10 protein-coding genes and 2 pseudogenes are annotated in these 13,925 nt (G+C 39.6%); 9 read left to right on the top strand and 3 right to left on the bottom strand.

Translation table 11 applies throughout. The features are described from left to right. Positions 1 to 191: 191 nt before the first annotated feature. Positions 192 to 1,412: an MFS transporter gene (locus FJG96_RS04150; RefSeq protein WP_139412868.1), complete on the bottom strand. Its 1,221-nt coding sequence runs from the start codon at positions 1,410 to 1,412 to the stop codon at positions 192 to 194. Positions 1,413 to 1,548: 136 nt separating this feature from the next. Then, on the bottom strand, positions 1,549 to 2,844 hold the full coding sequence (locus FJG96_RS04155; RefSeq protein WP_246046900.1) for a coproporphyrinogen-III oxidase family protein: 1,296 nt from the start codon (positions 2,842 to 2,844) through the stop codon (positions 1,549 to 1,551). A 444-nt stretch (positions 2,845 to 3,288) separates the two neighbouring features. Between FJG96_RS04155 and FJG96_RS04160 the strand changes: the two are divergent. Together FJG96_RS04160 and FJG96_RS04165 are read left to right on the top strand one after the other, a co-directional pair. Next, positions 3,289 to 3,511 (top strand): annotated as a pseudogene (locus FJG96_RS04160) (Arm DNA-binding domain-containing protein); the annotation flags it as partial. A 512-nt stretch (positions 3,512 to 4,023) separates the two neighbouring features. Continuing rightward, positions 4,024 to 5,367 (top strand): MATE family efflux transporter, encoded by a 1,344-nt coding sequence (locus FJG96_RS04165; RefSeq protein ID WP_139412869.1) that lies wholly within the window; start codon positions 4,024 to 4,026, stop codon positions 5,365 to 5,367. An 883-nt stretch (positions 5,368 to 6,250) separates the two neighbouring features. Here the strand turns inward: FJG96_RS04165 and FJG96_RS04170 are convergent. After that, on the bottom strand, positions 6,251 to 7,285 hold the full coding sequence (locus FJG96_RS04170; RefSeq protein WP_139412870.1) for a virulence RhuM family protein: 1,035 nt from the start codon (positions 7,283 to 7,285) through the stop codon (positions 6,251 to 6,253). A gap of 438 nt (positions 7,286 to 7,723) precedes the next feature. Between FJG96_RS04170 and FJG96_RS09035 the strand changes: the two genes are divergently transcribed. From FJG96_RS09035 to FJG96_RS04190, 7 genes and pseudogenes are all read left to right on the top strand, one after another. Further along, positions 7,724 to 7,852 (top strand): restriction endonuclease, encoded by a 129-nt coding sequence (locus FJG96_RS09035; RefSeq protein WP_342773678.1) that lies wholly within the window; start codon positions 7,724 to 7,726, stop codon positions 7,850 to 7,852. A 12-nt stretch (positions 7,853 to 7,864) separates the two neighbouring features. Further along, positions 7,865 to 8,002: a hypothetical protein gene (locus tag FJG96_RS08890; RefSeq protein ID WP_210234975.1), complete on the top strand. Its 138-nt coding sequence runs from the start codon at positions 7,865 to 7,867 to the stop codon at positions 8,000 to 8,002. Continuing rightward, a complete protein-coding gene (locus tag FJG96_RS09040) occupies positions 7,996 to 8,298 on the top strand; it encodes a hypothetical protein (protein ID WP_246046901.1) in 303 nt (100 codons plus the stop codon). Before FJG96_RS08890 ends, FJG96_RS09040 begins: the two co-directional genes overlap by 7 nt. Further along, positions 8,229 to 8,456 (top strand): annotated as a pseudogene (locus FJG96_RS09310) (hypothetical protein); the annotation flags it as partial. The gene FJG96_RS09040 and the pseudogene FJG96_RS09310, both read left to right, overlap by 70 nt. Positions 8,457 to 8,655: 199 nt before the next feature. Next, entirely contained in the window at positions 8,656 to 10,425 is a 1,770-nt protein-coding gene (rimL, locus tag FJG96_RS04180; RefSeq protein ID WP_139412871.1) for a 50S ribosomal protein L7/L12-serine acetyltransferase, read from the top strand. 661 nt (positions 10,426 to 11,086) lie between these two features. Beyond that, a complete protein-coding gene (locus FJG96_RS04185; RefSeq protein WP_139412872.1) occupies positions 11,087 to 12,514 on the top strand; it encodes a glutamine synthetase family protein in 1,428 nt (475 codons plus the stop codon). A gap of 11 nt (positions 12,515 to 12,525) precedes the next feature. Then, entirely contained in the window at positions 12,526 to 13,809 is a 1,284-nt protein-coding gene (locus tag FJG96_RS04190) for an NAD(P)/FAD-dependent oxidoreductase (RefSeq protein WP_139412873.1), read from the top strand. Positions 13,810 to 13,925: the final 116 nt, after the last annotated feature.

The following is a 13,925-nucleotide window of genomic DNA, read 5'->3' on the forward strand; positions in this document are numbered from 1 at the left end:
GGCGTTGAGATCATCGCCCAATGCAACGTAAAGGGTCTGTTTTGCCCTTAGCGTTTGTTTGTCTGATTCCATAGTGCTCCTTAGCGCTATCAGCCATTATGGTGATAATTTCCTCGTCCAAAGAACAGATCAATCGATTGCGGAATAGGGAATGTGCGCTTTTTCTGACTGTGTTTTTTTTAAAAGCAGCTTTACCTCGTGGCAGGGTTGGATGTATCTATATGATCAGCTTGCCAAAGAAATGGAAGCGTTATCGCGATAGCCACCAATAGTAGTCCAGCGATAAAGGTGGCAGCAAACTGCAATGATATAAAAGAACCAAAGACGCCGACCAAAAAGCTTCCGACCGGCATTCCAGCATAGCCGATCACCCGAAAAGCAGAATTAGCTCGCCCGAGAAGTTGCTTTGGTGTGAGGCGCTGCCTGAAGGCGGTAACAGCAATAAACCATAAGCTTGCTCCAACGCCAGCGATAAAGGTGACGCCCCATACGACGATAGCACTTTTTGAAAAGGCTGGAATCAGCAGCAAGACAATAGTTCCTAAACCGTCAGTGAGAACAGCTAGGCGCACCGGTGCATAGCGTATACGCGGTGCAAATAGGGCACCTGCCATTGTACCAAGCGCGTAGGCTGCAAACATCAGGCCATATTGGTTGCTATGGAGACCCAGATACTGACTGTCGGTAACGAAAAAGATGAACGAGGTTAGGAATGCTCCAAATACCACCGATAGAAAGAATGTGAGTAATGTAAGGGAGGTGAGATGCCGATTTGAAAAAATGAAATGAAAGCCGGCAATGATATAACGCAAAGAGATGTTTTCTTTATCAAGTGCTGGCGATTTCGGAACAGCATGGCGAGTGGTAAAAATCAACGTGATAAAAAGCGCGATTAATAGGCCAAGAAATAGCAGTGTGCTATGCGCTAAAATGCTGCTTGTTATGATAGGAGCAAGAAAAGAGGAGACACCGAAATCTAGAAACAAGACAACTGAGTAGAAAGTCATCAATCGCTCTCCCTCCATGATAAGTGGTGGAATCGTCATTATATAAGCTTCGGCAGAAACGACGATGAACCCAGCAATGGTTGCATAGAAGAAAATTTGTTCGGCTGGAGCAATCTGTATCATAAGCAGTACGAACAGGACAATATGCATGAGCATGAAGATGAGGAGAGCCGAGGTAGCAAGTTTTATCTTGTCGCAGCGATCAAGTAAAGTGCCTGCAAGGATGCCGAAAATTGGCCACGCTAATGAGAAGAGACCTTGTGCCCAACTTACTCCGATGACGTCATATCCAGATTGTCTTGCTAATAGCGGGATGGCAGTGCGCAAAGCACCGCTGAGTAAGGCGAGCAGACTAACGGTTAGGCAAAAATAGCGTATGTCCTTATTGGCAAAAAGTGTGAACATTCTTTTCTCCTTAAGATGCCACACAGATTTCCACTGGTCCATCAAGTACGGCGGTTGTATTCAGCATGTTTGCGACATAGTCGTCCAAGATATTTCTATCTGCCTGAGGTAGAAGGAAATATATGAGGTTGGAATACTATTGCCAACCATGCTGAGTCAGCTGAAGATCGTTATCACTTTCTGCGATGAGACCTGCACCTATGAGCTGTTGTAGGTTATTGTATACAAAAGAAGGGATTGAGTTCCAGTCAATTCTTTCTTTTTGGACATAGCCGTTATAAGGTAGCCGCATACACAAAGCCTTGGAGGTTTGTTGCTCCGCTGATACCCAATTGTAGTATACTTTGGATTTGCCTTTAAGTTGTATGTTGGTCATGTATCCGCTTCGACTGGGATTGGTTCGTGTGACGAGTGAGCCGAGAAGCGACATTGCTGACGCCCCGAAGCCAACCACATAATCGTCATGATAGCCATGCAAATATTTGTGATAGCGGAAATAATGAGCTGGACTCGTTTGAGCAAGCGTTAGAGGAGTGTTATTGGAAATTTTGATATAGGAATGCCCATTACATGGTGCATAGCCGCAGCTGCGCATAACGATGTCACTAAATAAGCGAAGCATCTGTCGATGCTGTAGGCTGGATGGTTCTAGCCCTTTTTGTGCGTAAGACTTATGCAGTTGCGACGTGATAGCTAGATTGTTGATTGCGTAGAGGTTGGTGGTTTCAGGGTGAAGCTCGCTTGCTTGCTTCAAATCGTATAATAGTTCTTCGGCTTGCTGGTTGTGCATGCCATATAGTAGGTCGAAACCGACATGTCCAATTATCTCTTGTGACCAAGCCACGGTATTTTTGATTTGTTCACGTGTTGAGGTGAGGTTAAACAATGATCGGAAACGCTCAATAAAACTCTGTACACCGAAACTGATCCGGTTAACGCCGATCTCACGGGCAGCATAAAGTTTATCACGTGTGACGCTCTTCGGTTCGCCTTCCAGTGTAAACTCGGCTAAGGAAGAGAGCTCAAATTCGGCATGCAATACTTTTCCGATGTGTCGGATATTATCCGCGGACAAGAGCGAGAGTGTGCTACCTCCTATATAGATGCTGTGGATGGGCCCTCTAAGTGAGTGAATGAAATTTCCTTTGTTTCTGATCTCTGTGGTAAGCACTGACATATAAGCTTTGATTTGCTTAACGTGCTTATAAGCTTCTTTCTGAAAGGGACAGAAGGAACAAATGGTTTTGCAAAAGGGAATATGCAAATAAAGAAAAATGGTACGCGCTTGTGGAATCTGCTTACTTTGCGCTAGATTATTAAAATCTAGGTAATCGTAAAATTTATTTGAAATAGTGCGAAACAGCGGATATGTGAAATTGTAAATCGACTTGAGTTGATCGAACTTCACAAAAAGATGATCCACGAGTTGCATAGGTTACCTCCCCCAATTTCTTACCTCGCAATATATTATTGATGGGTGATGGCTGATCTAATCGCCCGAGTGTATTACCAAAGGCTTTCACGGAATATAATGAATCCTCCTTTTGTAGAAGTTATATGTATTATACATATAACTTAGTTATATGAACAGGCTAGCTTGTTTAAGAGGCAATATAAAGCTAAAAAATGTCTCTTTATAAAAGAACTTTCTCTTGCAATCTTATGGTCTGATATTGCAATTGGTATCCTGCTTGAATTGTACAAGCTATTGATTTATAATGATAATTTTCTGTTTTGTATGTTGAATGAGAATCTCAAATAACGTAAGATTCTCTCATTTCAAACCTCTCTATGTTGAATCAATCAAAATCATTCCCTTGCACGTCAAAAGCGGGATGAATGTGTGGATAAAATTTGTTAAAGACAAGAACTAAAAATGGCTCTTATGAACCGTCTTAATGCAAGATCTGTCGCAACATTGGGGGCTGGCAAATATAATGATGGTGCGGTTTGTTACTTCATAAGTGTAAAGATGGAGGTGCTCAATGGATTTATCGTTACACCATTCATGGGCGCCGTCACGAAATGGGCTTGGGTGCTTTAAGACATATCTCTTAAAAAAAGCTCGTGAATTAGCAAACCAATGGCGTTCTGTTTTACGTGTGCGTCCTCTCCAGTTAAAAGACAGCGTTTGACATTCAGATCGTTTTGAACTGTATATTGATTTTGAAACTAATTCCATTGTACAAAATCTTCGAACAGGACGATTAGTCCCTCGTTTATTTTTATATTTTTCAACAGTTCTTTATTGTCAAGAATCCGTTTTTTAGGGGGAGCATATCAAGTTTTGTACCAAAAAATTTTATTAAAAATACTGAAAATGGATGTGCAAGATGAATAAAGGCTTGCTGAGAATATTTTATCAACGATTATAACTGCTTGGGGATATAATGTTGTATAAAAAAAACGCTTGGCATGAAGTCCCAAAAACCAATAAAGGGGCATTGCGCTTCTTTTTTAAGAATTGAGCATTTCCTCTTAGCATAATGCGTTCTCATTATGCATCCTTTACACAAGATTTACGGTGGAAAAACTTGACGGAAAAAAACAATACGTTTTGTTTGAAGGATCCAAGCTTAATATACACTTCAGTATGGAAGGGTTTTTCCCAATGTTTGTTGTGATGAAGCAATTGCTCTCTCTTGGCTTGCCACTGGCTGTTGGCTTTATTTCTCAGATGATGATTTCCTTTACAGATGTGGTACTTGTGGGGCATTTAGGTATTCAAGCCTTGAGTGGTACAATGTTGGCTCTGAGTATGTTTAGTTTTGTTATGTTGTTGGGGCTCGGTATTATTACCGCGGTTGCACCAAAACTTGCGGAAAGTTTTCGTAGACAAGATAGAGATGCATTAAAAGCATGGTTTGATCAAGGGATATGGCTTTCCCTTTTGATTGGAATGATGAGCGCGATCATTTTATTCAATACGAGGAATATTTTATGTCTTCTTGGTCAAGATGAGGCAATTGCACATATAGCGCAGGAATATAACAGGGGTGCTGCGATAGGAGTGGTATTTTTTTATCTTTATGTCAATGGCCGCGGATTACTTTCAGCAATTGGTCATCCAAAGCCTTTAACTTTTGTTATGCTTGCCGCTATCCCTATGAATTTTCTTATCTCTTGGCTGCTTATTTTTGGTATAGGTCCTGCAAGCGGATTGGGTGTCTTTGGTGCTGGAATTGCGAGTAGTTTGATCCGTATTTTGATTGTTATGGCAGTAGCAATAATTCTGTCCCGCAATTCTACTTTTAGTTCCTTTCACTTTAATTATTTAAGACCAAAGTTAGAAATTTCACGAATAATACAATTACTGTTCATAGGACTTCCCATTGGTATCCGTATTCTTATTGCGGAGGGCTTTCCTTCTGTCATTGCCTTCATGATTACAGCTTTTGGAGTCGAAGCTTTGGCTGCGCATACGATTGGAATGCGTCTCGATATGCTTATTTCTGTGGTGGCTTTGGGAATTTCCAGCGCAGCGGCAACTATAGCAGCGTGGTATAGAGCAGATGGGAATAATATAGTTCTAAAACAGTTACGTATGAGTGTCACAGTTTTTGCTGTTGCTTATGTCTTGTTTTTATCAGGGGTTGTTTATCTCTCTTATGAATTCATTCTTACAACTATCTTTGATATTGCTGAGGAAAGCGTTATTGTTTTCTCTTGGAAGTTGCTTCCGTTTATCTTATTGTCTTTTGCTTTTGGCACTTTAGGAGCCATGCTCAATGGCATACTTGTGGGCTTGCTTGATACATTTTGGTCAACCATTGTTATCATAATAAGCTATTGGGGGATAGGCTTATTTGGGGGAGCGCTCATGGCACATTTTTTTGAATATGGCTTTATTGGCTATTGGCTTGGCATGATTGGTGCCAGCTTAATCGTTTCTCTCTTTAACTATATGCGCGTAGGTTATTTAATAAAGCGCAATCCTATATTTGGGGCGGGTTGAGTGTTATAAAAGCGCTATAAGCATTAACTATAAAGGCATCGCTCCTCACTGTCCATAGAGGCTGTTTCCTTCTACGGAAATAACAAGAGAGGTTACAAAACTTGCTTAATATTGAAAAGACATACCTTTGATTGTAGCTCCAATATGATCTGTTGATTTTTTTATCATGTGGGTTTATGGGACATCTAGCTTCAATGAGGAGTAAGTTTGGTAAATTGGAATAGTTTAATACCATAAAAAATGATTAGAACAAGCGTGTCGATATTTATAATTTATACGCTGTTGAGGGGTAATCTAAAAAAGTTATTGTTTTTATAAGTAATGACATTGCGGAGCTAGGATGCATGCATTTGTCAAAATAATCTCAGTCGTTGATGGTGTTATTCTTGCAAATTCTGTTTATTACGGGTTTTATTCAGGGGGATGAAGGATACTCTTGGTAGTTCGCTTGCTAATGAGAATATGATAAAGCTGTTGGTTTTATCTCTCATGGACGGACTACCTAAAAACGTGTACTATCTCATATGGATATTTTCTACCGTTTGCATTCCCTTCTACGTAGATTTCTATTTATAATGAAATTTAAAATTTTGTCTTTCAGGTTTTCTGCGCTGATAGAGATTTTATTAATGAACGTGAAGAAGCACACTCTTTAATAAGATTCAATTTGATGAAAGAAAGGTTAATTGTCTTTTAATTGGGCACGATGAGATTGAGGTAGGAGGTAGGTGTTGGTGGCTATGAATGCAGGATTGTTGACTTATGCTGGGAGTGTTGTCGCATGCATATCCACATTTGTGGAAAGTGCTGCGATTTAACATCTTAAAAGCGTTGGTCAGTATACACTGTGCTTAAGACAGTTTTATTGAAGCACATTGTGAGCTTAGTCATCACTTTTTTGGCGCCTAGGTTTCTTAAGGGCTTTAACTTCTTTATCAAAATCAGATTCAAATAATTTATCCTGAATAATGCGGTATTTTTCAAATTCAGTTTTGGCATGTTCTTTGGCAATTTTTGCTGTGATTGTTCCAGCGTTTTGTAAAATATTCCGCTTGTCTAGCTCGAGGAGCTTATCTAATTGTTGTGCCCAATCTTCCATAGTCATTGGTATTTTTCGCTCGGCGCGACTCTCTGCTAAATCAAGATAAGCACTAACAATTAAGCCAAGCTGCTTAAGTTCATCTTGTGTTAGGTAGTTTTTAGCAATTGTGACATCGGTTTTTACAATTTTACCATGGGGAGAATTCTCCCACGTTGCTAAGCCCATATGTTTTTTGTTGCTGTCTGCTCGCTTAGCAATCAATTCAGGGGCTGTGTTTCCGTGCACAGCAAAATGCAGTTTATTCTGAACTTTTTTGAAAAATTCGTGTGTTGTTGGCGCATCTTTGTTATAATCTATACTGGTTGTATAAATATCCGTAATTTTTTGATAAAAACGCCGTTCACTAAGGCGAATTTCTCTTATTTCAGCGAGTAAATGTTCGAAATAATCTTCATTAAGAGTTTGGCCGTTTTCAAGGCGCTTTTTGTCTATGACATAACCTCTAATTGCAAAGTCACGTAGTATTTGCGTTGCCCATTGTCGAAATTGTGTAGCGCGTTTGGAGTTGACACGATATCCAACAGCGATAATGGCATCTAAGTTGTAAAATTGAGTATTATAGTTTTTACCGTCAGAGGCAGTTATCCGGAAAATCCGGATAACTGAAATTTCATCTAATTCTTGAGTTTTAAATATATTTTTTAAATGTTCGCTGATTGTACGGACGTCTACGCTGAATAACTCTGCCATAAGCTTTTGACTAAGCCAGATTGTATCATTTTCATAGCGAACTTCAATGCCGTTTTCACCAGCTTGTTGAGTGAAAATAAGAAATTCAGCAGTGCTATTGCGGATGATTAATTTTTTAGGGGGCATTTGGTACCTTCTTAAAACGCGTCTTGTGCTGCTGAATGTTACGAATTTTCTGTTTGCTGTCAAACAATATTGGTAAGAAGCTAGAGGCGATGATCACGCCGTTTGCGCTGTTTATATTTAAAGAGAAGGCGAGCACCGATATATTGCCTGCATATGCATTTTTGTGTAGGTTGATTAAGAAGCTGCCCTTATTATCTAAGCGGACGCGTATTTTCATGTTTTTGGATCTCTAATACAGATAATAAAAATAATTGCTGAATGTGCGCAGCGTAATAAATTGGTTCCACATCTGTAAAATGAGGATATAAAAGGCGATCATATGTCTGGCAGTGGTCAATGAGAAAAGTGTTTATGATCATGTGATTTGCCAGAGCCGTATTGAGAAAGAATTTGTGTAAAATCAATGATAAAGCCCCCGAAGTAAAATTATTTTTTAAATTGCCAAGGAGCTTTAAAATTGTGCCGCTCATAGAATCTTACACGCCGGATTTGGCGGTGTTTTTAGAGCGTGAGGGAGAACAAAAGCTTTACTTTGTGCTAGAGATCCGTTTTAAAGAAATCCTATAAGGAGGAAATTATATGATGGAGCTTAGTGATACATTTGCGAAGTTTGAAGACGTTTGTTCGATGAGTTATCTTGATTTTGTGGCGCTGATGAAACAGGATAATACGCTGCCCAGTGGTAATTATACTGTTGATTATTGGATCGCATGCTAGCATTCGCCGCGATTCTTTGTTGTTGGATCTTGCCTGCTCTACCGGTTACAGTTCGCGTTATTGTTTTGAAAAAAACGATATCTTCTACAGAGGATATTGATATATCTGAAGTAGCAATCATTATTGCCCGTGAGCCGGCGGCTAAGCTTGCGGCGGATGATCTTTACGCTATCAAGTACCTGACGTCTGCAGCCTTCCTTTTTATGCAGAAACGTTTACTCATGTACTTGGTGGATGTAATTTTGCATTTATTCAAGCAAGGGAACAAGCGCTATCTGAGGTCTGTCGTGTTTTGAAAGTAGAAGGTGTTCTTTGTACTTTAAATTTTTACGATAAAAGGGTGCTTAGCGATAAAATTATTACTGACGTTTGTAGCGCCATAGGGTTCAAACTTAATTCTACTTGGACGCTGCATTATTGGTGTAACTTTTTTGGCAAAGCAGGATTGGAATAGGATCGAGAAAAAATTATGAATTATCGTCTTGATCCTATGATGAGCTTAAAGAAAATCTTCGCAGATATATTGGAATTGAAAATAAGGTCACTTGTCAGCTTGAGGAAAATATGCAGGATGCATTTTATGAGCGATATTTTGCTATCCGTGTTCCTCCTCTTAATGCTCAACGAGATTATCAGGGAGTTACGATACCGTTATGGCGCAAAAAATAATAGCTCAAAATATCATCACGGCAGCTAAACGATTGCGTGGACGCCAGCCTTATGGCGACGAGCCGTTTTTTATATTCGATGTTGATTCTGCTCTGAAATGGGTTCTGCATTTGCAAGCGGTCTGTCAGCAATATTTTCTGAACGCAGTTATCGCTGTTTCGGTTAAGTCATGCTCGTTAGGTTTGTTGTTGCGACTAATCGCTGAGCATGGATTCAGTGCAGAAGTATGCTCGGCAGATGAGCTTCAGCTAGCTTTAAAGGCTGGTTTTACTGGCGATAGGATTGTATTGGATGGGCCTTATAAATCTCTCAACGATCTTTCTCAAGGGATTGCTGAAAATGCACTGATTCATGTCGATAGTCCGCACGAACTCAAGTCCATAATTGATCTAGTTTCTGATACTGATCGCGTAGTGGGTCTGGGTGTAAGATTGTCGCATTTTTACAAGGATAGCCAATGTTCTCGTTTTGGAGTGACAGTAGAAGAATTTGAAGAAGAAATCGTTCCCTTGCTGCAATCTTGCAAGAATGTTTATCTTAAGGGCTTTCATCTTCATATCGGTTCGAATCTGGAAAGTCCGGCACGAATTATTGAGAACTTGCGTGATTGGCTTCCTTTCCTTTTAAAAAATATGCCTAAGGGAGGGTATCTTGATATGGAGAGCGGATTTCCAACAGACTCCTTCTCAGAAGATGCTGAAGTTACGGATACAAAATTACGGGAGTTTTTCCAAGGAATTTTTAATGTTTTATCTGAACAAGACCCCACTTTACCGGCTAGATGGAAATTGGTTTTTGAGCCTAGTAGGTATATCAGTGAAGATCATTGTTATGCTGTAGGGAGAACTGTGAGTATTAAAAAGCGCGGTAAGGTTGATATCATACAGACAAATCTTGACATTAACTGGATACCTTCTTGGCGTGTTTGGCACCATTCGCTTGTACCGTTAGAAGAGAAAAAAAGCGCTTGTGGTAAACATGATCAGATATTAGCAGGTTTTAACTGTTTTGAAAATGATTGCCTTTTTCCCAAGGCAGATTATGGTTTGGGCAAAGATCAGTTGTTTATTATTCGCGGTTGCGGTTCTTATGATTTACAAGCTGCTAATGAATGGACGCGTCTTAAACCTCCCGTATACGCTTTATACAAAAAAGAAATTGTAACAGCCAGGCTTGCAGAAAATGCCCTACCAGCTGGGCGAGTGGATTTATTGCATGCAGAGGAAGCTATTAGTGTGGATAAAAATATTCAACTCGCACCCGCATCTTCGAGATATGCTTCCGAACTTTTTAATATCATAGATCGTAATAGAAAGGAATTCAATCAATATATGGCTTGGCCACGTTATGTTATGAATGAACATGATGAAGCTATTTTTCTTGACATTTGCTTTTTGCAACATCAGAAGAATGATGGAAAAACATATGCTATTTTGTTTGATGAAGTTCCAGTGGGATTACTTTCTTTCAATAGGATTGATAGTGGTAATAAGACCGCTTATATCGGCTATTGGGTTGATTTAAAACTTCAAGGAAAAGGGATTATCACTAAGTCTGTGAAAGCTTTGATGCAGTCTTATTTGAAATCTGGCAAAATAAAAAGATTTGTCATAAAATGCTCAGTAGACAATCAGAGAAGCAACGCAGTAGCGCAGCGCTGTGGTTTTGAGCTTGAGGGCAGATTGAGAAAAGCTGAATTATTGAACGGAGTTTTTCATGATCAGAATATTTATAGCTTTATAATGTGTGATTAGCTAAAAAAATTATTTCTTGATATACTGCGTGGGTTTATACCGATGAGGTAAATTATCTGTGCTAAATAAGATTCAGCCACGCAGATAAGAAGTCATATGTGCGACGCATCTGGAGAAGGGCAAAAAAATCATTGAGAGGGCTAGTGCTCTAAATCAAGCTAGATTTATTAGCAGAATAGGAAATTCGTCTTTTGTTTAGCTGCCCACGAATGCTGACGGCTTCTAGTTGTCTCAAGCGTTTATTGGAGTTACGGTAAGGCGTAGTTAATGAGACGCTATGATTGAGGATTTTGCTGTATAGATTGAGGTAGCAGAAGGGACGGTGTGCGGATCGCTTCTTTGTGGTCATTAAGAGTAGAGATGTAATAATTACGTTGAGCATCCACTATGAGATTTTATACGATTATTGCTTGCCAGAATGGCTTTAGACCTTTTATTTTTTATTAACAGAGCGTTAGCGCCGATGTATCGCGTGCAGTACCAATTTTGCACTATAGTTGATAGGATAGCTTATTGAGTGTAAGGTTCTCTTACCTTGATGAATTTTATAGCATTCTTTAAAAATATTCGTTGATAAGTTTTTTTCGTGTCATTCATACGTGGCTGATATAAGTCTGATATAATAAGAATAGGACTTGATTATTTTTAAAGTTGATATGTTATGGCTGTGAAGAATGGTATACAAATAAAAAGTAAGGGTTCTAAGCCTGTCGCTCATTTCCTTAAAAATTTAAGGGGTGTAAAAAATTGGGAACAAGTTTTACAATGGCTTGCTTTCCGTAAGGTAGAGGATATTGAGTGTATCACGCCTGATCAAGCAGGGGTGCCGCGTGGCAAGATGATGCTTTCTAAAAAATTTACATCGGAAACATCATTAGCATTGCCTTCAGCGGTTTTTATGACAACAATTTCAGGAGATTATCCTGAAGATGGTCATGGCTTTGAATATCCTAAAACCGATGGTGATTTGCGTCTTGAGCCTGATTTGTCTACGCTAAGCATTGTGCCATGGGAAGATGCTCCCACAGCACAGGTGATTTGTGATCTTGTATATCAAAGTGGACAGGTTGTCGATTATACACCACGAAATGTTTTGCGAAAAGTCGTCAATTTTTATACGCAAATGGATCTAAAGCCGGTTGTTTCACCAGAAATTGAATTTTATTTAGTAGAAAAAAATCCTGATCCTGATTATCCTTTAGTTCCTCCAGTTGGTCGTTCTGGACGTTCAATTGGTGGGGGGCAGGGCTATTCGATTGCCGGTGTGAACGAGTTTGATGAGTTCATTGATGATATTTATCATTTTTCGGAAGCACAAGGATTGGAGATCGATACACTTATTCACGAAGAGGGGGCAGGTCAGTTTGAAATCAATTTACGCCATGGTGATCCAATTGAATTGGCTGATCAAGTTTTTATGTTCAAACGCACAATTCGTGAAGCAGCACTGAAACATAATATGTATGCAACTTTTATGGCCAAGCCCATTCAAGGGCAGCCGGGTTCTGCGATGCATATTCACCAATCAGTCGTTAATAAGAAGACAGGTATGAATATTTTTACGCAGGAAGATGGTGAAGAAAGTGTTTGTTTTCGCCATTTTATTGGTGGATTACAAAGACATATGGCGGGAGGACTTGTTATGCTTGCGCCTTATGTCAATTCTTATCGACGCCTTATGCCCGATGTTTCTGCACCTGTTAATTTGCGATGGGGCTATGATAATCGTACCACAGCATTTCGTGTTCCTCGTTCTGCTCCTCAAGCGCGGCGTGTCGAGAATCGACTTCCTTCATCAGATGCAAATCCTTATTTAGCTCTGGCGGCTTCTTTGGCTTGTGGTCTCATTGGTTTACAACAGAAAATTGAACCCGATGAGCCAACGACAAATAATGTGAATGCTGATAACATTGAGTTACCGCGTGGACTCATTGAAGCAGTTAATTTATTTGAACAAGATACAGAAATACGCGCTATTCTAGGAGATATGTTTGTTAGTACTTATGCTGCAATCAAACGACAAGAGTTTGAAACTTTTATGGAAGTGATTAGCCCGTGGGAGCGCGAATATCTCTTGCTTAATGTTTGAGGTTTATCACGATGATTGGCTCTAATCCAATTTCTCCAGGTCTTTCTTGGTATGAAGATACTTTAAAAGAGCGTCCCTCTTATCCTTCTTTTTGTGAAGATAGACAGTGTGATGTGGTCATTATTGGGGGTGGATTGACAGGGCTTTCAGCTGCTTATCATTTAGCGAACGCTGGAGTGGATGTTGTTTTATTTGAAGCATCACGTTTTGGGGATGGTGCTTCAGGGCGCAATGGTGGACAACTGGGAACGGGGCAACGGCAATGGGTCGAAACGTTAGAGAAAAAATATGGTTTTGAGCGCAGTAAAGTGCTATTTGATTTAGCAGAAGAAGCTAAAAGAGATATTTTATCTTTATGTGTAATGCCTGATTTTCAATGCGATTTTATGGTAGGGCAGCTTTCTGTGACCCATAAAAGGCGTGAGCTTTTCTCTTATCAACGGCATATTGAGGCAATGCAGCGTTATGGCTATCACGCGCTTACTTTTATGGATAGGGTTGAAACATCTAGGCGACTTGGATCGTCTTTTTATTGTGGTGGTATTTATGATGCGGATACCGGCCATATAAATCCCTTAAAATTGATTGTTGGGTTGGCAAAAAGGGCTAAAGATGCTGGTGCTAAGCTTTATGAGAAGACACAAGTAACAACCGTGAAGAGCAAGGGAACTCATTGGAACGTAATAACAGAAAAAGGGAGTATAACAGCAGAGCATGTTTTACTCGCAACGAACGGGTATAAACTTGGTTTGCAGCATTTTGTTCAGAAAAATATTGTTTCTATTCGCTCGTATATTGGAGCAACGGAACCTTTACCAAAGAACAGTTCAATTCTCATGGGCGGTGAATCGGTTGATGATTCCCGTTTTATGGTTCGTTATTTTCGCAAAAGCATCGATAATCGTCTCTTATTTGGTGGTGTAGAAAGTTACAATAATAAGAATCCTATAAATTTAGATGTACGTATAAAACGGCAAATTGCTGAAATTTATCCTCAATTATACTCTGTTAATTTGACCCATCGTTGGGGGGCAACGGTTGCTATCACGGTTGAACGTATGCCTTATGTTCGCCAACTTTTCTCAAAGATGACTTATTGTGGTGGTTATTCAGGGCATGGCGTTATACTTGCTCCTTTTATGGGAAAATTATACGCAGAATGGTTGACTGGGAATTATGAACGTTTTGCCCATTTTCAGAACTTAAAGATTTCATCCTTTCCGGGAGGAAGCATTTTGCGTTATCCACTTATATTTTTAGCAATGCGTTGGTTTTCTTTAATGGATCGTCTTTAACAGAAACATTGATTGAAATGTAGAAAATTAATGGCTTATTTAGGTTCTGTCTGCTTTAATGATGAAAGCTTTTATAAGTAATACTAGGATTGAATAATCGAATAGAAAAATAAATA

This window comes from Bartonella mastomydis (assembly GCF_900185775.1).
Classification (GTDB): domain Bacteria; phylum Pseudomonadota; class Alphaproteobacteria; order Rhizobiales; family Rhizobiaceae; genus Bartonella; species Bartonella elizabethae.